At 70.2% G+C, this 20,499-nt stretch carries 21 protein-coding genes and 5 tRNA genes; 17 read left to right on the plus strand and 9 right to left on the minus strand.

The features are described 5' to 3' along the window. Window positions 1-40: 40 nt before the first annotated feature. From J7E88_RS04440 to J7E88_RS04450, 3 genes are all read right to left on the minus strand, one after another. A complete protein-coding gene (locus J7E88_RS04440; RefSeq protein WP_215177534.1) occupies window positions 41-445 on the minus strand; it encodes a DUF742 domain-containing protein in 405 nt (134 codons plus the stop codon). Window positions 446-579: 134 nt separating this feature from the next. Continuing rightward, window positions 580-993 (minus strand): roadblock/LC7 domain-containing protein, encoded by a 414-nt coding sequence (locus J7E88_RS04445; protein WP_215177658.1) that lies wholly within the window; start codon window positions 991-993, stop codon window positions 580-582. 9 nt (window positions 994-1,002) lie between these two features. Continuing rightward, complete coding sequence (locus J7E88_RS04450; RefSeq protein ID WP_215177536.1) at window positions 1,003-4,530, minus strand: nitrate- and nitrite sensing domain-containing protein; 3,528 nt, start codon at window positions 4,528-4,530, stop codon at window positions 1,003-1,005. A 603-nt stretch (window positions 4,531-5,133) separates the two neighbouring features. Between J7E88_RS04450 and J7E88_RS04455 the strand changes: the two genes are divergently transcribed. The 10 genes from J7E88_RS04455 to J7E88_RS04500 all read left to right on the plus strand — a co-directional run bounded on the left by J7E88_RS04455 (window position 5,134) and on the right by J7E88_RS04500 (window position 10,127). Continuing rightward, the gene (locus J7E88_RS04455; RefSeq protein WP_215177537.1) at window positions 5,134-5,307 is read left to right on the plus strand and encodes a hypothetical protein; all 174 of its coding nucleotides are present in this window, start codon (window positions 5,134-5,136) and stop codon (window positions 5,305-5,307) included. A gap of 374 nt (window positions 5,308-5,681) precedes the next feature. Beyond that, window positions 5,682-6,455 carry a fumarylacetoacetate hydrolase family protein gene (locus J7E88_RS04460; protein ID WP_215177538.1) on the plus strand — a complete coding sequence of 258 codons (774 nt, stop codon included), beginning with the start codon at window positions 5,682-5,684 and terminating at the stop codon, window positions 6,453-6,455. Continuing rightward, a complete protein-coding gene (gene gltX / locus J7E88_RS04465; protein ID WP_215177539.1) occupies window positions 6,448-7,923 on the plus strand; it encodes a glutamate--tRNA ligase in 1,476 nt (491 codons plus the stop codon). Before J7E88_RS04460 ends, gltX begins: the two co-directional genes overlap by 8 nt. 114 nt (window positions 7,924-8,037) lie before the next feature. Then, window positions 8,038-8,706, plus strand: a complete 669-nt coding sequence (locus J7E88_RS04470) for a DUF4241 domain-containing protein (RefSeq protein ID WP_215177540.1) — start codon at window positions 8,038-8,040, stop codon at window positions 8,704-8,706. Between the two features lie 117 nt (window positions 8,707-8,823). Continuing rightward, a complete protein-coding gene (locus tag J7E88_RS04475) occupies window positions 8,824-9,546 on the plus strand; it encodes an HAD family hydrolase (protein ID WP_215177541.1) in 723 nt (240 codons plus the stop codon). Window positions 9,547-9,638: 92 nt separating this feature from the next. After that, window positions 9,639-9,710: transfer RNA gene (locus J7E88_RS04480), tRNA-Gln, on the plus strand. Window positions 9,711-9,731: 21 nt separating this feature from the next. Beyond that, window positions 9,732-9,804, plus strand: a tRNA-Glu gene (locus J7E88_RS04485). 62 nt (window positions 9,805-9,866) lie between these two features. Continuing rightward, window positions 9,867-9,939, plus strand: a tRNA-Glu gene (locus tag J7E88_RS04490). Between the two features lie 16 nt (window positions 9,940-9,955). After that, window positions 9,956-10,027, plus strand: a tRNA-Gln gene (locus tag J7E88_RS04495). A 27-nt stretch (window positions 10,028-10,054) separates the two neighbouring features. Next, window positions 10,055-10,127 (plus strand) — tRNA-Glu (locus J7E88_RS04500). 732 nt (window positions 10,128-10,859) lie between these two features. Here the strand turns inward: J7E88_RS04500 and J7E88_RS04505 are convergent. After that, window positions 10,860-11,108: an SCO4226 family nickel-binding protein gene (locus tag J7E88_RS04505; RefSeq protein ID WP_215177543.1), complete on the minus strand. Its 249-nt coding sequence runs from the start codon at window positions 11,106-11,108 to the stop codon at window positions 10,860-10,862. Between the two features lie 161 nt (window positions 11,109-11,269). Further along, the gene (ndgR, locus tag J7E88_RS04510) at window positions 11,270-11,986 is read right to left on the minus strand and encodes an IclR family transcriptional regulator NdgR (RefSeq protein ID WP_147988306.1); all 717 of its coding nucleotides are present in this window, start codon (window positions 11,984-11,986) and stop codon (window positions 11,270-11,272) included. Between the two features lie 143 nt (window positions 11,987-12,129). Between ndgR and leuC the strand changes: the two genes are divergently transcribed. The 4 genes from leuC to J7E88_RS04530 all read left to right on the plus strand — a co-directional run bounded on the left by leuC (window position 12,130) and on the right by J7E88_RS04530 (window position 15,283). Beyond that, window positions 12,130-13,560, plus strand: coding sequence for a 3-isopropylmalate dehydratase large subunit (gene leuC / locus J7E88_RS04515; RefSeq protein ID WP_215177545.1), 1,431 nt, complete (start codon window positions 12,130-12,132; stop codon window positions 13,558-13,560). 6 nt (window positions 13,561-13,566) lie between these two features. Further along, the gene (gene leuD, locus J7E88_RS04520; RefSeq protein WP_215177547.1) at window positions 13,567-14,160 is read left to right on the plus strand and encodes a 3-isopropylmalate dehydratase small subunit; all 594 of its coding nucleotides are present in this window, start codon (window positions 13,567-13,569) and stop codon (window positions 14,158-14,160) included. Window positions 14,161-14,264: 104 nt separating this feature from the next. Next, the gene (locus J7E88_RS04525) at window positions 14,265-14,492 is read left to right on the plus strand and encodes a hypothetical protein (RefSeq protein WP_215177549.1); all 228 of its coding nucleotides are present in this window, start codon (window positions 14,265-14,267) and stop codon (window positions 14,490-14,492) included. Between the two features lie 143 nt (window positions 14,493-14,635). Further along, window positions 14,636-15,283, plus strand: coding sequence for an HU family DNA-binding protein (locus tag J7E88_RS04530; RefSeq protein WP_215177550.1), 648 nt, complete (start codon window positions 14,636-14,638; stop codon window positions 15,281-15,283). 93 nt (window positions 15,284-15,376) lie between these two features. Here J7E88_RS04530 and J7E88_RS04535 read toward each other — a convergent pair whose 3' ends face one another. Both J7E88_RS04535 and cofC read right to left on the minus strand, forming a co-directional pair. Further along, entirely contained in the window at window positions 15,377-15,580 is a 204-nt protein-coding gene (locus J7E88_RS04535) for a hypothetical protein (RefSeq protein WP_215177551.1), read from the minus strand. A gap of 324 nt (window positions 15,581-15,904) precedes the next feature. Next, entirely contained in the window at window positions 15,905-16,630 is a 726-nt protein-coding gene (gene cofC / locus J7E88_RS04540; RefSeq protein WP_215177660.1) for a 2-phospho-L-lactate guanylyltransferase, read from the minus strand. Between the two features lie 147 nt (window positions 16,631-16,777). On the opposite strand from cofC, the gene J7E88_RS04545 reads away from it, so the two are divergent. Genes J7E88_RS04545 through J7E88_RS04555 form a run of 3 tightly spaced genes read left to right on the plus strand, consistent with a single transcriptional unit; the run spans window position 16,778 to window position 19,729 of the window. Further along, complete coding sequence (locus tag J7E88_RS04545; protein WP_215177552.1) at window positions 16,778-17,530, plus strand: 1-acyl-sn-glycerol-3-phosphate acyltransferase; 753 nt, start codon at window positions 16,778-16,780, stop codon at window positions 17,528-17,530. Continuing rightward, window positions 17,527-18,537, plus strand: coding sequence for an NAD(P)H-dependent glycerol-3-phosphate dehydrogenase (locus tag J7E88_RS04550; protein ID WP_215177553.1), 1,011 nt, complete (start codon window positions 17,527-17,529; stop codon window positions 18,535-18,537). Before J7E88_RS04545 ends, J7E88_RS04550 begins: the two co-directional genes overlap by 4 nt. Window positions 18,538-18,571: 34 nt before the next feature. Further along, the gene (locus J7E88_RS04555) at window positions 18,572-19,729 is read left to right on the plus strand and encodes a D-alanine--D-alanine ligase family protein (protein WP_215177554.1); all 1,158 of its coding nucleotides are present in this window, start codon (window positions 18,572-18,574) and stop codon (window positions 19,727-19,729) included. Between the two features lie 13 nt (window positions 19,730-19,742). Here J7E88_RS04555 and J7E88_RS04560 read toward each other — a convergent pair whose 3' ends face one another. Then, window positions 19,743-20,213, minus strand: coding sequence for a DUF3515 domain-containing protein (locus J7E88_RS04560; protein WP_215177555.1), 471 nt, complete (start codon window positions 20,211-20,213; stop codon window positions 19,743-19,745). Between the two features lie 20 nt (window positions 20,214-20,233). After that, window positions 20,234-20,467: an Lrp/AsnC family transcriptional regulator gene (locus J7E88_RS04565; protein WP_215177556.1), complete on the minus strand. Its 234-nt coding sequence runs from the start codon at window positions 20,465-20,467 to the stop codon at window positions 20,234-20,236. Between the last annotated feature and the right edge of the window lie 32 nt (window positions 20,468-20,499).

Consider the following 20,499-nt stretch of genomic DNA (forward strand, 5'->3'; position numbering starts at 1 on the left):
CACGATCTTCGCGCTGGTGGTCGACCGGGCCGAACCGCCGCTAGAGCTTGCGAAGTCCACTGAGCACCCTTTCGAGCAGTGTCACATCCGGCGTACCGCCGGCCTCTCCGTTGCCCGGCTGGTGAATCGCCACCATGCCGGCCTCCGCCAGGTCGGCGACGAGGATGCGGGCCACACCCAGCGGCATCGCCAGTAGCGCCGAGATCTCGGCGACCGACTTGACCTCCCGGCACAGGTGGCAGATCCGCTGGTGCTCGGGGAGCAGTCCGGCGAGCATCGCCGGGTCCGCGGTGGTGCTGACCAGCGCCTCTATCGCGAGCTGGTAGCGCGGCCGGGTCCGGCCGCCGGTCATCGCATACGGACGCACCAGCGGCTGGTCGCCCTCGTCCCCGTACGCGTCGTATGACGTGCCGTACGGATCGTGAGAGGCGGGTGGCGGGGTCATGAATCCTCCGGGCGTGACAGCAAGTGGTCGGCTGTGCCGTCTGATGGGGCCGGTGGGGGGCCTTGGGCGGCCGTTCGGTTGGCGTTGCGGTGGCGGCGGCCGGACGGCGAGTGGGGTCGCCGACGGCCGGAATGTCAGTGCAGAAGACTTCCCTGGAGCTCGGCGCGCAGATCAGGGGTCAGGACGCTGCCCGCCCGGTCGACCAGAAGAGCCATCTCATAGCCCACCAGGCCGATGTCGGCGTCCGGGTGGGCGAGAACGGCCAGCGACGACCCGTCGGAGACGGACATCAGGAACAGGAAGCCGCGCTCCATCTCCACGACCGTCTGGCTCACGGGACCGCCCTCGAAGATCCGGGAAGCTCCCGCGGTCAGCGAGGTCAGCCCGGAGGCGACCGCCGCCAGCTGATCGGCGCGGTCACGCGGGAAACCCTCGGACATCGCCAGCAGGAGTCCGTCGGCGGAGACCACCACCGTGTGCGACACCCCAGGGGTGTTGTCCACGAAGTTGGTGATCAACCAGTTCAGGTTCTGCGCCGCCTGGCTCATCGGACTCAACTATCGCTCCTGCTGGTGAGTGGGGCCGGGGTTGAAGCTGCCGGTCGTGGAGCTGTTCTGCTGCCGGCCCTGCTGAATACCCCGGCGCAGATTGGTCAGTCGGCCACGCACGTCATCGGGTGCGCGCGAGACCTGCGGACCGGACTGGTGGTTCTGCTCCTGCGCGGTGCCCGGGACGAGGTTCGCTCGCGGGACGCGACGGGGCAGACCCGAAGTGGTGACACCGCCGGCCGCGGGCTTGCGCACCCGCTCGGCCTGGCGCACCAGCTCGTCGTTGGGCGAGGTGCGCCACGAGGCGCCGTTCGCCGAGGGCGCCTCGCCCGGGATCCCCGGGTTCGGCGCAGGGTGGCGCTGCGGCATCTGCGGAGCGGACTGCTGCTGCGGCTGCTGCTCGGCGGGGCCACCGCCCTGCGACCCGTGGAACCAGTTGGTCTCCAGCGTGTCGTACAGCGGCGTGCGGCCGTCCCCCGGACCGGCCGGAGGCAGGGCCTCGGGCTGGTGCGGAGCGGGCAGGGAGGCCGCGGGCCGTGCCGGGGCGAAGCCCTCGTCCCGGCGGCGCGGCGCCTGCTGCTGCGGCGCCTGGAAATCAGGCCGGGCGAACTGCGCCGTCTGAGCCGGGTCCTGGGCGGGCGGCTGCGGGCCGTTCCGGTCCGGCCGGGCGAACTGACCTGACGGCGCCGAGTTCTGGCCGCCGTACACGTCGGGGCGGACGAACTGGCCTGTGGAACCGGGGCCCGCGGGGCCGCTCCGGTCCGGCCGGGCGAACTCGGCCGTGGCACCGGCACCGCGCGAGGCGTCGTGGTCCTCGTGGCCGCGCGGCGCGTCGGCCGCCGGGCGCTGCTGCGGAGCGGGCGCCTGCTCGCTGCCCCAGCTGGTGGTCTGCGGACGCTGCGGACGCGGCTCCTCGCGCCGGGCGGGAGACCCGCCCGGCAGCTCGGCGCGCGGACCGCCGGTCGGCGGCAGCTGCCGGCCGCGGTCGCCCGCGCCCGGCGCATTCTGACGGTAGCTGTTCTGCGGGGCCTCGCCCCGGGCAGGCGCGGGAACGCCCTGGCCGCCACGGCTTGCGCCGAACGCGCCGCCCTGACGTGAGGGGTCCTGCGGGGAGTTCTGGCCCTGGGCCGGACGAGGGGCACCGTCACGCCCCGGGAGCGCGGCGCGGGGGCCCGAGGGGGCGCCGACCTGGCCGCGCGGCGCGCCGGTGCCGAGCCGGCCGCCCGCGGGCGCACCGCCCGCGCCGGGACCGCCGCCGGGACGCCCGCCGCCGGCCGCCGGAGCACCGGGACGGCCCGCGAGACCGGGAGCGCCGCCGCCGGGGCCCTGCGCAGCCGCGCCCTGGCCGCCCGCGCCCGGCTTGCCCGGGAGCTTCTTGCCGCCGTTGGCGACATCGACGGGGAGCATGACGAGCGCGGTGGTGCCACCGGAGTCCGACGGGCGCAGCTGGATACGGATGCCGTGCCGCAGGGACAGGCGGCCGACCACGAACAGACCCATGCGGCGGGAGACCGAGACGTCCACGGTGGGCGGCGACGCCAGCCGCTCGTTGATCGCGGCGAGGTCTTCGGGGGAAAGGCCGATGCCGGTGTCGTGGATCTCGACGAGGACCCGTCCGTCGGGCAGCGCGTGACCGGTGACCCGGACCTTGGTCTGCGGGGAGGAGAACGACGTCGCGTTCTCCAGCAGCTCGGCGAGCAGGTGCACGAGGTCGTTGACGACGCGGCCGGCGACCTCGGTCGCGGGCACGGCCGCGAGCTCGATGCGCTCGTACTGCTCCACCTCGGACGCGGCGGCGCGCAGCACGTCGACGAGCGGGACCGGGCGCGTCCACCGGCGGCCCGGCTCCTCGCCCGCGAGGACGAGGAGGTTCTCGCCGTTCCGGCGCATACGGGTCGCGAGGTGGTCCAGCTTGAACAGCGAGGACAGCTGGTCCGGGTCGGCCTCGCGGGACTCCAGCTCGGAGATGAGCGAGAGCTGGCGCTGGATGAGGCCCTGGGACCGGCGCGAGAGGTTGGTGAACATCGCGTTGACGTTGCCCCGCAGCAGGGCCTGCTCGGCGGCGAGCCGGACCGCCTCGCGGTGCACGTCGTCGAAGGCCGCGGCCACCTGGCCGATCTCGTCCCGCGAGTGGACACCGACGGACTCGACGGAGGTGTCGACGTCCTGCGGGTCGGCCTCCGACAGCTGCTTGACGAGCTCGGGCAGCCGGTCCTGGGCGACCCTGGTCGCGGTGTCCTGCAGACGGCGCAGCGAGCGGATCATGGACCGGGCCACGACGAACGCGCCGACGAGCGAGACGCCGAGGACGACGAGGATCAGCGCACCGTTGATGATGGCCTCGCGCTGCGACTCCTCGCGCAGCTCACGGGCCTTGCTCTCCATCTGGCCGAGCAGGGTGGCCTCGATCTGCTTCATCGCGTTGATCCGGACCGAGTAGTCGTCGGTCCAGTCCAGGTGCGAGCGCTTGGGCAGTCTGTCGATCTGGCCCTTGGTGTCGAGCACGCGCTTGGCGTACAGCTCCGACGCGGCGATGGTCGGGTTGCCGCTGTCCAGCGTGGCGGTGAGCTCCTCGGCGTCGCCGCCGGTGGACTCGTAGATCGCCTTGAAGGCCTTGAGCTCGGTCTCGCCGTTCTCCACGGCGGCCTTGCCGTACAGACGGTCGTTCTCCGCCAGGCCGGGCGCCTTCGCGTCGTCACCGCCGGGCAGGGCCGCGGCGATGATCGCGCGCTGGATGGAGGCGTACTCCTTGGCGGACGAGAAGGCCGCCAGAGCGCGCGTACGCTTGATCATCTCCGGGTTGCTGGTCGCCTGGGCCATGTCCTGGGACAGGCTCAGCAGCGACTCGATCAGCCGGCTGTAGCTCTCCACGGTCTGGGAGTTCGGGACGTCGCCCTCGTACGCCGTGGCACGGATCTTGTTGAGGCTGTTGACCTGGACGGCGATCTGGTTCGCGTTGGCGCGGATGCTCTCCAGCGCCTCGTCGTCGTCCGTGTTGGGGATGTCACGGGTGGCGTCGAGGAAGGCCTTCTTGACCAGGTCGGTCTGGGTGCGCGGCCCGGAGACCTTGAAGTCGGTGATGGGAGAGCCGTTGGCGAGCGGTCCGGCGGACAGGTCGCGCTCCGACTGGAGCGCCTGTGCCAGGTCGGTCGCCGCCCGGGTCATCTCCGTGAGCAGCTGCATGTGGTCCAGCTGCTTCATGTCGTCCATGGACTCCTGGATACGGAGTCCGCCCAGCGTGGTCGCGGCGACGACCGGCAGGGTGAGCAGGGAGACCAGACGCGTGCTGATGCGCCAGTTGCGCAGCGCTATTCGGGAGCCGGTGTCCGTCGGACCCTTGCCCGTCGACGGGGCCTTGCCGCTGTCCGCGGAGTGCGCGGACGCACCGGGGCGCGCGGCACGCTCGCCGCTGTCGCCGGGCGCTGCCGGTCCCTGGTTGTGGGTGCGCTGGGGAGAGGCGCCGCGGTCGGTAGCACCGCGCGGCTCCTGTTCTGCCGCAGCTTCCCCTTGGCCCTGGTGGGCCTGGGGACGCCCCATGCCATCCCTCTTGAAACGTCCCTGCACTAGCGTCGCAACCTCTGGACCAGGCGTCCCTCCGCTTGTACGGCGGGACGGTGTCGGCGTCTCGGGGCAATCGCGCCCCATGGTGGTCGTGAGTGACCGGCGCTGCTCCCCCTTCCCCGCCGCCACTCGGCGCTGCGTTGCGCCCATTGCGCGCCGGCCCTGAAACCGCGGCGGTGCGTGGAATTCCAGCACAGTGCCGGATCTCCAACAAGGGCCGCGTACCGGCCTGTGACCTGGGTGACACCTTGTAAGCGTTATGTCACAAACAGTAGAAACTGTTCGTGGAGGAAACGGACTTTACGGCACGAGTCCTTTAGGGGTGGGGGGTGTCCCAGTCCTGATGATCAGGAGCGGAATGGCGCATTCAGTGGCGGAATGTCTGTTCCTGTCAGGAAGACCCATGGTCCGGATTGCCTGAAATGCCTCTCTCGTCGTGAGCAAACTCACACGTAGATCGACGTCTCCCCCTGGCTTTCCGTGGGAATTGAATGTTTAGCCTGACGCTTTACAAGGACGGCCCGTCCGTCAACCGCGCTTCTCGAAGCGTCCCTACTCCGACAAGGTCTGAAGCAGCCGATGAAGACGACGATGATGTTCCGCAACATAGCCAACCCCCGTCGCACGACGCTCGCGCACCTCGAGGACGCCGACGAGCTGCGGACGCCGGAGCAGCCGGAGCACTCGGTCGATCTTCCCACCCAGACGGCCAATCCCCGCCGCACGATCCTGATGGACGCGCCCGCTTCTTGAGGCCTGGTTCTCCCCCTGGCCCCGCCGGGGGGACCCCCGCCGGGGCGCTTTCAGCGTGTGTCGACGGTCGATCGTGCTCGGTCCTCCGTTCCTCAGGACTTTCGCGCTCCCCCCAGCTACCGCTGGGTGGTGCCCCCACTCCCTTTCGACACCCGCGCGCCCCTTCGGCTCACTCGCCACGCGGTGGGCCCGGTCGCCCCGCACCCCTTCGGCTCACTCGTCCCGTGGTGAACGTCCCGCCCGCCCGTCCCGCCCACCCGCCCACGCCGTAATGCGCGAGGCGGGCACGTCCCGCCGCGTTAGCCTGGAGCGTCAGTCTCCGGTCAGCGAGCAGGGCCGGTCAGCGAGTGAGTAGTGAGGGGCGACAGCAACCCGTGCGCATCGCCAGGTTCTCCATCGACGGCAATGTCGCCTTCGGCGCAGTCGAGGAAGGCCCCGACGGCCTCCTCCTCGACATCATCAAGGGCATTCCGTACACAGACTTCGCACTCTCGGGCACCAAGGTCCCCTTGAGCAAGGTCCGGCTGCTGCCCCCCGTGCTGCCCAACAAGGTCGTGGGCATCGGTCGCAACTACGCGGAGCACGCGGCTGAGCTCGGCAACGAGGTCCCGGACCTGCCCGTCGCCTTCTTCAAGCCCACCACCTCCGTGATCGGCTCCGGCGACGCCATCGAGTACCCCTCGTTCTCCAGCGAGCTGCACCACGAGGCCGAGCTCGCCGTCGTCATCGGCCGGATGTGCCGCGAAGTCCCGCGCGAACGCGTCAAGGACGTGATCTTCGGCTACACCTGTGCCAACGACGTCACCGCGCGCGACGCCCAGAAGCGCGAGAAGCAGTGGGCCAGGGCCAAGGGCTTCGACACCTCCTGCCCGCTCGGCCCCTGGGTGGAGACCGACCTCGACCCCGCCGATCTGACGATCCAGTGCACGGTCAACGGCGAACAGCGCCAACTGGGGCGTACGAGCGAGATGGTCCGGTCCGTCGAGGACCTGATCGTGCACATCACCGAGGCCATGACGCTGCTCCCGGGCGACGTCGTCCTCACGGGCACCCCCGCGGGGGTCGGCCCCCTCAACGTCGGCGACGAGGTCGCCGTCACCATCGAAGGCATCGGCACTCTCACCAACAAGGTGATCAAGCGTGGCTAACGGATCCGTCCGCGTACGTTTTTGTCCCTCCCCGACCGGCAACCCCCATGTGGGCCTGGTCCGCACCGCCCTGTTCAACTGGGCCTACGCCCGGCACAACGGCGGCACCATGGTCTTCCGCATCGAGGACACCGACGCGGCCCGCGACTCCGAGGAGTCGTACAACCAGCTGCTCGACTCGCTGCGCTGGCTCGGCCTCGACTGGGACGAGGGCCCCGAGGTCGGCGGCCCCCACGGTCCCTACCGCCAGTCCCAGCGGATGGACATCTACAAGGACGTCGCCGGGAAGCTGATCGACGGCGGCTACGCGTACCCCTGCTACTGCACGGCCCTGGAGCTCGAGGCGCGCCGCGACGCCGCCCGCGCCGCCGGCAGGCCGTCCGGCTACGACGGCAAGTGCCGCACGCTGACCGCCGAGCAGAAGGGCGCGTACGACGCCGAGGGCCGCGAGTCCATCGTCCGCTTCAAGATGCCGGACGAGCCCATCACCTTCACCGACCTGGTGCGCGGCGAGCTGACCTTCACCCCGGACAACGTCCCGGACTACGGCATCGTCCGCGCCAACGGTGCGCCGCTCTACACGCTGGTCAACCCGGTCGACGACGCGCTGATGGAGATCACCCATGTGCTGCGCGGCGAGGACCTGCTGTCCTCCACCCCGCGCCAGATCGCGCTCTACAAGGCGCTGATCGAGCTCGGCATCGCCAAGGAGATCCCCTCCTTCGGCCACCTGCCGTACGTCATGGGCGAGGGCAACAAGAAGCTGTCCAAGCGCGACCCACAGGCCTCGCTCAACCTCTACCGCGAGCGCGGCTTCCTCCCCGAGGGCCTGCTCAACTACCTTTCCCTGCTCGGCTGGTCCTTCTCCGCCGACCAGGACATCTTCACGATCCCCGAGATGGTCGCGAAGTTCGACCTCGCGGACGTCAACGCCAACCCGGCCCGCTTCGACCTGAAGAAGGCCGAGGCCATCAACGCCGACCACATCCGCATGCTGGACGTGAAGACCTTCACCGAGGCGTGCGAGCCGTGGCTGAAGGCCCCGAACGCCAACTGGGCGCCGGAGGACTTCGACCGGGCCGCCTGGGAGGCGATCGCTCCGTACGCGCAGACCCGTCTCACGGTCCTCTCGGACATCACCGCCAACGTCGACTTCCTGTTCCTCAAGGAGCCGGTGGAGGACGAGGCATCGTGGACCAAGGCGATGAAGGGTGACCCCGTCGCCCTGCTGACGACCGCCCGCGAGAAGCTTCAGGCGGCCGACTGGTCCAGCGCAGAGTCGCTGAAGGAGGCCGTGCTCGCCGCCGGTGAGTCCCACGGTCTCAAGCTCGGCAAGGCCCAGGCCCCGGTCCGTGTCGCGGTCACCGGCCGCACGGTGGGCCTGCCGCTCTTCGAGTCGCTGGAGATCCTGGGCAAGGAGAAGACCCTCGCCCGTATCGACGCGGCGCTGGCGAAGCTGACCGCCTGATCCGCGGGTCCCGAGGGGCGGCAGCCGTAACGGCAGCCGCCCCTCGGGTGTTTGTCGTAGCCCCCGGCTAGTGTTCGGACCGATCCGGACCACAACGGCCCCTGGGGGACCACCATGCCCATGCCCGCTCCCGACTTCGCCTGGCACTTCACGCCGGACAACCGGTTCCAGGAGGAGAACGGGGTCACCGGCACGATGTCGGTCGCCGAGGCGGGGAAGCTGTGGCTGCCCACCGGCCGTGTCGTCGCCTGCGACCCGTTCATCTCCCTCGGCTGCGGCGAGGCAGAGCCGTTCACGGCCGCGGTCGCCCCCGGCCGGTACCGGGTGGAGTGCGCCGTGGCGACCCTCACGCGCCCCGACGAGGAGCCGTCCGACACTCCGCACCAGCGAATCGCCGCCGCACGCCTGGTGATCAAGGACACGCCTCCGGTCGCGTGGGAGATCGCTCTCCAGGCCGGCCAGGACGTGAAGGAGCTCTCCGACGACGAGTTCTACGGCTACGGCGTCGACGCCGGCACCGGCTGTTTCTACGACGCCTCGTGCGACGAGTCGTTCCCCGAGTGCGAGGGCGACGAGGGCCCGCTGTGGGACGCCTTCGACGCCGATGACGCCCACCTGGGCCCGCACATCATCACGGCCCCCGACACCGGCCACACCCTGGTCGCCTTCAGCTCAGGCTGGGGCGACGGCGCGTATCCGACCTGGATCGGCCGCGACGCCTCGGGCGAGGTCGTCTGCTTCGTCACCGACTTCTTCGTGGTCCCGCCCGAGGCGGTGGCCTGATCGCCGGCCTCGGCCGTATGCCGATCCGCGCCGTCCTCCGGGGCATCGACGCTGCGTTCATCGGGGGGTGACCCCCGGGCCCCCAGCCGGGCGGTGCCGTGGCGGTACGGTCGGGGCATGCCGATCCGCGCCGTCCTCTGGGACATCGACGACACGATCTTCGACTACGCGAGCGCCGACCGCACCGGCATGGGCAAGCACCTTGAGCACGAGGGCCTGCCCAGCGGGTACGCCTCCGTCGAGCAGGCCCTCGTCGCCTGGCGGGAGATCACCGACATCCAGTGGGCCCGTTTCGCCGCGGGGGAGTCCGACTTCCCGGGGCAGCGCCGCGACCGGGTACGGCAGTTCCTCGGGGCGCCGGAGATGAGCGACGACGAGGCCGACGCCTGGTTCGGCCGGCACGTCGAGCACTATGAGGCCGCCTGGGCGTTGTTCCCCGACACGATCCCCGTGCTCGACCTGCTCGCCGGTGATTACCGTCACGCCGTCCTGTCCAACTCCAGCATCCACAACCAGGACCGCAAGCTGCGCATCCTCGGCGTGCGGGACCGCTTCGAGGCCGTGGTGTGCGCAGTGGAGCTCGGCGTCTCCAAGCCCGAAGCGGCCGCTTTTCTCGGAGCCTGCGAGGTCATCGGCCTCGCCCCGCACGAGGTCGCCTATGTCGGGGACCAGCCCGACATCGATGCCCGCGGCGCCGTCGAGGCCGGACTCACCGGTATCTGGCTCGACCGCGGCGGTCTGGGGGGCAGACCGGAGCTCATCCGGATCACCGGTCTCGACGAGCTGCCCCCGCTGTTGCGCGGAGATACCCGTTTTGGAGCGCCGTCCACCTTCGGGTAATGTTCTTCCTGCGCCAAGGAGAGCGGGCCGAAAGCCCGGAACCGGAAGCGCAAACCCGAACAAGATCCCCGCATCAGGGGGTTGCGTTTTGGTGGCCTATGGTGTAATTGGCAGCACGACTGATTCTGGTTCAGTTAGTCTAGGTTCGAGTCCTGGTAGGCCAGCTCGCAGAGCTCATCTGCAAAGCCCCCGTTGTGTAGCGGCCTAGCACGCTGCCCTCTCAAGGCAGTAGCGCCGGTTCGAATCCGGTCGGGGGTACAGATCCTTCCCGCGAGATCATCTGGGTCGCACCCGGTCGCTCTCGATGCAGGATCGCTAGGGCCCCCGTTGTGTAGCGGCCTAGCACGCCGCCCTCTCAAGGCGGTAGCGCCGGTTCGAATCCGGTCGGGGGTACTGGTCTAAACCACCATGGGCTATGGTGTAATTGGCAGCACGAGTGATTCTGGTTCATTTAGTCTAGGTTCGAGTCCTGGTAGCCCAGCGGATCCAGCACATGGATCACGATCTTGCCCCCGTTGTGTAGCGGCCTAGCACGCCGCCCTCTCAAGGCGGTAGCGCCGGTTCGAATCCGGTCGGGGGTACAGAGACCGAAGGGGTCTCCCACGCAAGTGGGAGGCCCCTTCGGCGTTCCGCGAGCCTGCTCGACGTCGTACCGGCGCGCCATCTCCACCTCCGCGTGGCCGCCGGGCAGGTGTCCCGCAGATCCATGTCGTGCACGGCGGTGGCCTCCATCTGCCGTGCGCAGGAGGCGAGTTGGCCGCCGTGAGGAGACGGCACCGCCAGCGCGGGCCAGACGTCGCCGATGTCGCGGGCGGGTGTCCCACCCGAGCTCCGTCAGCAGCCACTCGACCTCCGCGCCGCTGCGGCCGTCGCGGGATCGTCGTCCGAGGGCGCCTCGGGCTGCTGCGTCAGCGCCGCCATCGCCGCACCGAGTCGGATCGTGAGCCCGAGCGAGTCGTCCTCGACGCGGGAGGGCGCCTTGCGGATCGTCGCGACCGGGAGTGCGGCCGACTTGGATCATCGCCGCGCCGGCCGCAGGCGGAGCTGAGCCGCAGGCGGTGCTGAGGGGACTCGTCGCTCAACGCGATGCCGATGATGCTCAGGGAGCTCACCCAGGAGCGCTCCCTCGGACCGCTGCACCACCTGCTGCGGTCCATGCCGCTGGAGTCCATGCCGCCTTACGGCCCCGACGGCGCGTACGGACCGCCTGCTGGGAGACCGGGGCCAGGCGAAGGGCCGGCCGGCCGCCCGAGGCCGTGTGCGGGCATGCAGGAGCCCCCGGTCGCGGCGGGCGACGGGGGCTCGGGCAGGGCTCACACAGTGAGCGGGACCGCGTGAATCTCGTCCGCGGGGTGGCCCGTGCGCTCGTGGACGCGCTGCACGGCCTCGGCCGAAGGCCCCTCCGACAGGCAGTAGACCGTGCCGGTGTCCGGGTCGGCCCACGCCTGCTTGAAGTGCACGCCCTCCTCGCCCTCGATCGCGAGATCCGCGCGGTGCGCCTCCCTGAGCTGATCGCTCGTGATGCCCTTCATGCCATGGTGAACGTCCATGAACTCGGTCATCGCTCTCACACCTCCGTCGGTCGGCACGTAATTCCATGCTGCACCTGCGAACCGGTCCGGGCTCGGCGGGGAGCGTGCTCCTCACAGGCCCGCCGATAAACGCACGTCCGGCCGGCCCCTGCGGCGTTGGAGGGGCTGGCCGGACATGGACGCAAGGGAAGTCAGCCGGAGCGGCGCAGCGCCTCGCTGAGGCGCGCGGCGGCGTCGATCACGGCCTGGGCGTGCATACGCCCGGGATGGCGGGTCAGGCGCTCGATGGGTCCGGAGACCGAGACGGCGGCCACCACGCGGTTCGACGGGCCCCGCACGGGAGCGGAGACCGAGGCCACGCCCGGCTCGCGCTCACCGATCGACTGGGCCCAGCCCCGGCGCCGTACGCCCGACAGGGCCGTCGCCGTGAAGCGTGCGCCCTGCAGCCCGCGGTGCAGCCGCTCGGGCTCCTCCCAGGCCATCAGGATCTGGGCCGAGGATCCGGCCTTCATCGTGAGCGTGGAGCCGACGGGCACGGTGTCCCGCAATCCGGACAGCCGCTCGGCCGCCGCCACGCAGATGCGCATGTCTCCCTGCCGGCGGTAGAGCTGGGCGCTCTCGCCGGTCACGTCGCGCAGATGTGTGAGTACGGGTCCGGCCGTGGCCAGCAGCCGGTCCTCGCCCGCCGCGGCGGCGAGCTCCGACAGCCGCGGTCCGAGGATGAACCGGCCCTGCATGTCCCTCGCCACCATACGGTGGTGTTCCAGTGCCACGGCCAGGCGATGGGCCGTGGGTCGTGCGAGTCCCGTGGCCGCGACCAGACCCGCGAGGGTGGCCGGACCGGACTCCAGGGCGCTCAAGACAAGGGCCGCCTTGTCGAGAACACCGACGCCGCTAGAGTTGTCCATGCAACGATATTCACGTCTCACTCTGTGAAACGCAAGTTCAATTTTCCGTGGAACTTGCCACGCTGTAGTTGCGGCCCGCGACCAACGGGCGCTGCACAAGATCTCTAGTTGTGTCGGCGGCACAGCCGGCCGGAGGGAAAGCGATGGGTAGGACACTCGCGGAGAAGGTCTGGGACGACCATGTCGTCCGGCGCGCCGAGGGCGAGCCCGACCTCCTCTTCATCGATCTGCACCTGCTGCACGAGGTGACCAGCCCCCAGGCCTTCGACGGTCTGCGGAAGAACGGTCGCCCTGTGCGGCGGCTGGACCTCACCATCGCGACCGAGGACCACAACACCCCGACCCTCGACATCGACAAGCCGATCGCCGACCCGGTCTCCCGCGCACAGCTGGAGACCCTGCGCAAGAACTGCGCCGAGTTCGGCGTGCGGCTGCACCCGCTGGGCGATGTCGAGCAGGGCGTCGTGCACGTCGTCGGCCCCCAGCTGGGTCTGACCCAGCCCGGCACCACGGTCGTCTGCGGCGACTCGCACACCTCCACGCACGGTGCCTTCGGCGCCCTGGCCTTCGGTATCGGCACCTCCCAGGTGGAGCATGTGCTGGCCACCCAGACGCTGCCGCTGGCCCGCCCGAAGACCATGGCCATCACCATCGAGGGCGAGCTGCCCGACGGCGTGACCGCCAAGGACCTGATCCTCGCCATCATCGCCAGGATCGGCACCGGCGGCGGCCAGGGCTACATCCTCGAGTACCGCGGCTCCGCCATCGAGAAGCTGTCGATGGAAGCGCGGATGACCATCTGCAACATGTCGATCGAGGCCGGCGCCCGGGCCGGCATGATCGCCCCGGACCAGACCACGTTCGACTACCTCCAGGGCCGCGACCACGCCCCCGAGGGCGCGGACTGGGACGCGGCGGTCGCGTACTGGAAGACGCTGCGCACGGACGACGACGCCGTCTTCGACGCCGAGGTGTTCATCGACGCCGCCGAACTGGCACCGTTCGTCACCTGGGGCACCAACCCCGGCCAGGGCGCGCCCCTGTCGGCCCACGTCCCCGACCCGGCTTCGTACGAGGACGCTTCGGAGCGACTGGCGGCCGAAAAGGCCCTGGAATACATGGGGTTGACCGCCGGACAGCCGCTGCGTGACATCAAGGTCGACACCGTCTTCGTAGGCTCGTGCACCAACGGCCGCATCGAGGACCTGCGTGCGGCCGCCGGGATCATGGACGGACGCAAAGTCGCCGACGGCGTACGCATGCTGGTCGTCCCCGGTTCCGTACGGGTCGCGCTGCAGGCCGTCGAGGAGGGCCTGGACAAGGTCTTCACCGCGGCGGGGGCCGAATGGCGCCACGCGGGCTGCTCGATGTGCCTGGGCATGAACCCCGACCAGCTGGCCCCGGGCGAGCGTTCCGCGTCCACCTCCAACCGCAACTTCGAGGGCAGGCAGGGCAAGGGCGGTCGTACGCACCTGGTCTCGCCGCAGGTCGCCGCCGCCACCGCGGTGCTCGGCCATCTGGCCTCCCCGGCCGACCTGTCCGACGCCGATGTCTCTACGCCCGCGGGGGTCTGAGGAACCATGGAAGCATTCACCACACACACCGGTCGGGCCGTTCCGCTGCGCCGCAGCAACGTCGACACCGACCAGATCATCCCCGCGCACTGGCTGAAGAAGGTCACCCGCGACGGTTTCGAGGACGGGCTGTTCGAGGCCTGGCGCAAGGACCCCGAGTTCGTGCTCAACCGGCCCGAGCGCCAAGGTGCCTCGGTGCTCGTCGCCGGCCCCGACTTCGGCACCGGATCCTCGCGCGAGCACGCCGTATGGGCCCTGCAGAACTACGGGTTCAAGACCGTCATCTCGTCCCGCTTCGCCGACATCTTCCGCGGCAACTCCCTCAAGAACGGCCTGCTGACCGTCGTTCTCGACCAGCAGACGGTCGACGCGCTCTGGGAGCTGACGGAGGCGGACCCGACCGTGGAGATCACGGTGGACCTGGAACAGCGGAAGGTCCTCGCGCCGGGAATCTCCGCCGACTTCGAGCTCGACGAGAACGCCCGCTGGCGACTGCTGAACGGTCTTGACGACATCAGCCTCACCCTTCAGAACGAAGCGGACATCGCGGCGTACGAGGCGGCCCGGCCGTCCTTCAAACCCCGTACGATTGACGCCTGAGCAGCGCTTTTCCCGTACTGCGCCCTCCACCTCCGGGTTGGGGGCGCAGTCGCATGTTGAGGCCCCGTCGGGCGACAACTCGCCCCAGATGGCACAATCGGTGCATGGAACGTGACAGCCAACTCGAGCTCTACGAGGCGGTCGCGGCCCGATTGAAGGAGGCGCACACAAGAGTGCGCGAACTGCAAGTCCCGGAGGGCGTAAGGATGGCGCTGTCCCGGAAGCTGCTGGTCGTTACGGCAGCGGCGAAGCACGATCTCCCTGACGCGGCAAGGCGTCTGGACCGGTTGATGAAGGACCTCGACGAGGGCCGATTCCCTGAAGGTGACTGACCTCAGAACTCCGCTGAGGTCGACTTCGTTGCGGCACTAGGGTGATTAGCCCGTTTCGTGTTTGATTTGCGGTATATATCTGCCTAACGTGCGAAAAAGCCTGGACTCAATCGTTCCGGCCAAATGTCTCCGAAGGGGAAGACGTGAACAAGGCGCAGCTCGTAGAAGCGATTGCCGACAAGCTCGGCGGCCGTCAGCAGGCCGCTGACGCTGTCGACGCGGTACTTGACGCGATCGTCCGCGCAACAGTCGCCGGAGACCGGGTGTCGGTCACCGGCTTCGGCTCGTTCGAGAAGGTCGACCGCCCCGCCCGTTACGCCCGCAACCCGCAGACGGGTGAGCGCGTGCGGGTCAAGAAGACGTCCGTGCCGCGGTTCCGTGCCGGCCAGGGCTTCAAGGACCTGGTCAGCGGCACGAAGAAGCTCCCCAAGGGAGGCGAGGTCTCCGTCAAGAAGGCCCCGAAGGGCAGCCTTTCCGGCGGGGCTCCGACCCGTACGACGGCCAAGGCCGCCGCCAAGAAGGCCACCGCCAAGAAGGCCACGGCGAAGAAGGCGCCCGCCAAGAAGGCCGCCCCCGCCAAGAAGGTCACGGCGAAGAAGGCGCCCGCCAAGAAGGCGCCCGCGAAGAAGGCGGCGGCCGCCAAGAAGGCGGCGCCGGCGAAGACCACGGCCAAGAAGGCGGCGGCGAAGAAGACCGCGCCCGCCAAGAAGGCCACCGCGAAGAAGGCGCCCGCGAAGAAGGCGACGGCGCGCAAGACCACCGCCAAGAAGACCACTGCCCGCAAGAAGTAGGCGAAGAGCAAGCGGTACAAGGCCACAGGGCCACTCACGCGCCGGGCCGGTCTCCCTCGGGGAGACCGGCCCGCGGCGTGTGCGCGTCCGGTGTCAGAACGTGTACAGCGTCACGAGGGTGATGCGGCGCGCGTCGCCCTCGCCTTCGGTCTCGATCCGCACCCGCTGGCCGGAGCGCAGCAGCCGCAGGCCGCCCGCGTCGAAAGCGGCACGGTCGAACTCCACCGGGGTCCCGTCGTCGAGCAGCACGCTCCCGCTGCGGGTCTCGGGGTCGTACGTGTACGAGGTCGCCTGCATGTGCCCAGCCTACGGGGCCGGGGCCGGGGCCCGCCGGGCGGATCAGGGCCGGAACGCCCCCAGGGGCGTCCGGCGGATCGCGGCCGGGACACGATGCACCCCAGGCGGATGGCACTCCCCGTAGCCCTCCGGCGACGGAAGGGGCCCACGCCGCGTTGCCGGAATACCCTGACAGCTCCGCCATCAGAGCTCTCCGGGGCCCTGCGAGCCTCCCCTCGGCCCTGGCGGCCTGGGCAGCCCCCTCTCCCGGCCCCTGCGGGCCTGGGGAGACCCCATCCGCCAGGGAAAGGCCAGACCTATCCGGCCTGTTCCGCCTGGCACCCTCTAGGGCCCTTCCGGATCTTGCGCTCCCGGAGCCTTTTGGAGGCCGTCCGGCGCGGGCACGCCCGTCGTCAGCCGCCGCGCCGTCCGTGGGCCCACCCCGAGCGCCAGTGCCGCCGACAGGTCCGCCGCCGTATCCACGTCCTGGCGCACGGAATCCACCCCGCCGGCCATGATTTCCGCCGCGCCCGATGCCAAATGCCGACGGCGTGAAGGGCCGCCGAAAGCCGGGCGCAATTCCACACCCGGCAGCGCGCTCAGCAATGTCGTGCCGATTCCCGCGGCATCCGCCAGAAATGCCCGGGTAAATACCGAAGCCGCGCCGAGTACCCGCGCCAATTCCGCAGACCTCAATGCCGGCAGATCCGCGTTGAGTGCGGCGACAGCCGCCGTAGGACACTGCGCGCGCACCGACCGCGCGCCATGCGCCAGCGCCGCGTTGAGGCCCGCGGCAGGCGCGTCCGGCACGATCCGCGCCCCCAGCGCGGCCAGCGACGCAGCGGCCGCCGGGTCGTCCGTGACGACCACCACATCCCGTACCGCGGGGCAGGCCAGCGCGGCGGTCACGGTGTCCTGGGCGAAGGCGAGCGCGAGGCGCGGCCGCAGTACGTCGTCCGCGGCGCCCGCGAGCCTGCTCTTGGCGAGCGCGAGGGGCTTCAGCGGGACGATCAGGGACCACAGGAGGGTCGGCTTGGTGTCCGTGGCGGGCTCTCCGTCCGTGCGCGTCAGGGCCCCATTGTGGCGCGAGACGGTGAAGGGACCGAGGGCCGGGCGCGGCGGCAGGGGCGTACCGTGTCCTCGACAGACCAGGGGCCTGGGGCGACACTTGACCCCCAGCAGCCAGGCGACAGCCCGGTCGTAGAGGAAGGTGTCCGAGTGTCCCGCCGTAGAATCGGCTTCTGGTACCGCCTGGCGGCGGTCATCGCAAAGCCGCCGCTGTTGCTTCTGTTCAAGCGGGACTGGCGGGGAATGGAACATATTCCGGCCGAGGGCGGATTCATCACCGCCATCAATCACAACTCGTACCTGGACATGTTCTCGTACGGGCACTTCCAGTACAACACCGGACGAGTGCCCCGCTTCCTGGCGAAGGCCGCGCTCTTCAAGGCGCCCGGTGTCGGCCTGATGCTGCGCGGCACCGGCCAGATCCCCGTTTTCCGTGAGTCCTCGAACGCCGTCGGCGCCTTCCGCGCCGCCGTCGAGGCCGTGGAGCGCGGCGAGTGCGTGGCCTTCTACCCCGAGGGCACCCTCACCCGCGATCCCGGCCAGTGGCCGATGACCGCGAAGACCGGAGTCGCCCGCGCCGCCCTGCAGACCAAGGCGCCGGTCATCCCGATCGCCCAGTGGGGCGCCAACTTGGCGATGCCGCCGTACGCCAAGGAGAACAAGGTCCGCTTCTTCCCGCGCAAGACGCTGCAGGTGCTGGCCGGCCCGCCCGTCGACCTCACCCGCTTCTACGGCCAGGACCCCACGCCCGACGTGCTCAAGGACGCGACCGAGGAGATCATGGCCGCGATCACCGTGCTGCTGGAGGAGATCCGCGGCGAGAAGGCCCCCGAGACACCGTACGATCTGCGCGAAGTGCGTGCCGAGCAGCGCCGCAAGGCCGCCGGGGAGGAAGTGAAGTGACCCAGCCCGTCAAGGCAGCCGTCTTCGGAACGGGCTCGTGGGGTACTGCGTTCGGCATGGTCCTCGCCGACGCGGGCTGCGACGTCACCCTCTGGGGCCGCCGCGCCGAACTCGCCGACGCCGTCAACACCACCCGCACCAACCCCGACTATCTGCCGGGCATCGAGCTCCCGGAGAACCTGCGGGCCACCACCGACGCGGCCGAGGCCCTGCGAGGCGCCGACTTCACCGTGCTCGCGATCCCGTCCCAGACGCTGCGCCGCAATCTCGCCGCCTGGGCCCCGGAGCTGGCCCCGGACACCGTCCTCGTCTCGCTGATGAAGGGCATCGAACTCGGCACCGCGAAGCGGATGAGCGAGGTCATCGCGGAGGTGGCCCAGGTGCCCGCCGACCGCGTCGCCGTGGTCACGGGCCCCAACCTGGCCAAGGAGATCGCCTCCCGCATGCCGGCCGCCGCCGTGGTCGCCTGCCGTGACGAGGCCGTGGCCCGGCGGCTGCAGTCCGCCTGCCACACGCCCTACTTCCGCCCGTACACCAACACCGACGTCGTCGGCTGCGAGCTCGGCGGTGCCGTCAAGAACGTCATCGGGCTCGCCGTCGGCATCGCCGACGGCATGGGACTCGGCGACAACGCCAAGGGATCGCTCATCACCCGCGGGCTCGCCGAGACCACCCGCCTCGGCCTCGCCATGGGCGCCGACCCGCTCACCTTCTCCGGACTCGCGGGCCTCGGCGACCTCGTCGCCACCTGCTCATCGCCGCTGTCGCGCAACCACACCTTCGGGACCAACCTCGGCCGCGGCATGACGCTCCAGGAGACGATCGCCGTCACCAAGCAGACCGCCGAAGGCGTCAAGTCCTGCGAGTCGGTGCTCGATCTGGCACGCCGGCACGGAGTCGACATGCCCATTACGGAAACGGTCGTCGGAATCGTCCACGAGGGGAAGCCGCCGGTGGTCGCGCTCAAGGAGCTGATGTCCCGCGCCGCCAAGCCCGAGCGGCGCTGACTCCGTTCGGACCAGCGGGTAGTCTCATCGCGATATGAGCACCGAGAACCTCCCCCAGAGCCCCGAGCAGCCGCTCCGCAAGCCGCGCGTAGCCGTCGTCTTCGGCGGCCGCAGCTCCGAACACGGGATCTCCGTGGTCACGGCCGGGGCCGTGCTGCGCGCCATCGACCGCACCAAGTACGACGTGCTGCCGATCGGCATCACCAGCGACGGCCGGTGGGCTCTGACCGCCGATGAGCCGGAGCGGATGGCGATCACCGATCGCCGTACGCCGAACGTCGATGAGCTGGCCGAGTCCGACGAGGGCGGCGTGGTGCTCTCCGTCGACCCCGGCAGCCGCGAAGTCGTCTACAGCGAGCCGGGCTCCGTGCCCAAGGTGCTGGGCGAGGTCGACGTCGTCTTCCCGATGCTGCACGGCCCGTACGGCGAGGACGGCACGCTCCAGGGACTGCTGGAGCTCTCCGGTGTCCCCTACGTCGGCTCGGGCGTGCTCGCCTCGGCCGTCGGCCAGGACAAGGAGTACATGAAGCGCGTCTTCATCTCCTTCGGCCTGCCCGTCGGCCCCTACGAGGTGATCCGCCCGCGCGAGTGGGCCGCCGACCCCTCCGCCGCCCGCAAGAAGATCGTGGACTTCGCGGGCGAGCACGGCTGGCCGCTGTTCATCAAGCCCGCACGCGGCGGTTCGTCGATGGGCATCACCAAGGTCGACGGCCTCGCCGGACTCGACGACGCGATCGCCGAGGCACAGCGCCACGACCCCAAGATCCTGGTGGAGTCGCTGCTGCGCGGGCGCGAGATCGAGTGCGGCGTGCTCGAGTTCGAGGACGGCCCGCGCGCCAGCGTGCCCGCCGAGATCCCGCCCGTCTCCGCGCACGACTTCTACGACTTCGAGGCCAAGTACATCGACTCGGCGGCCGGTCTCGTTCCCGCGCCGCTCACCGGCGAGCAGACGGCCGACGTGCAGCGGCTCGCGGTCAAGGCGTTCGACGCCGCCTCCTGCGAGGGCCTGGTGCGCGCGGACTTCTTCCTCACCGAGGACGGCGAGTTCGTCATCAATGAGATCAACACCATGCCGGGCTTCACCCCGATCTCCATGTATCCGCGGATGTGGCAGGAGAGCGGCGTGTCCTACACCGAGCTGGTTGACCGCCTCATCCAGGCGGCACTGAACCGCTCCACCGGACTGCGCTAGTCCGCAGCCGGGATCACAGGGTGGCCGGGACCGTCTTCTCGACGGGCCCGGCCAGATCGGTGAGCGGGCTCGCGTCGTGCATGTACTGCTCGGCGAGCGTGACCTCGACATAGGTCTCGCGGTAGGTCGTGGTGAAGCGCGGACCGGTCTCCCGCTCCTCCAGCAGCCAGTTGACGCCGTTCACCTCGACCCCCTGCGCCTGGGGATCGGACATCCTCTCCGGCCGCGGCACGCCGCAGCGCAGTACGATCGCGGCATCGCCCCAGCCGGCGGTGAGTTCGGACGCGGGCTCGGGATCGTTGCGTTCCTGCCCCGCGACCGACGGCGGCAGCGCTCGGTCGAGCGCACGGCACAGGGCGGCTTCCCCGGCCGGGGGGCTGGGAACCGCCGCCGACGCCGATGCGTCGCTGGAGGAGCAGCCCGCGGCGGCCACCAGGAGCGCGGCGGCGGACAGGACAAGGGGCCGGCGGTCGAAAGACGTCACCGGCCAAGGGTAGACGGGGGCTACAGGTGGACGACCGGGCAGGTCAGAGTGCGGGTGATGCCGTCGACGCGCTGGATCTTGGCGACCACGATGCGGCCCAGCTCGTCGACCGTGTCGGCCTGCGCGCGCACGATGACGTCATAGGGGCCGGTCACATCCTCGGCCTGGATGACACCGGCGATCTTGCCGATGCTCTCGGCGACCGTCGACGCCTTGCCCACCTCGGTCTGGATGAGGATGTACGCCTGTACCACGGAACCTCCAGGGCGGCAGCAGGATCATGTTC

Source organism: Streptomyces sp. ISL-10 (assembly GCF_018614575.1).
GTDB lineage: Bacteria > Actinomycetota > Actinomycetes > Streptomycetales > Streptomycetaceae > Streptomyces.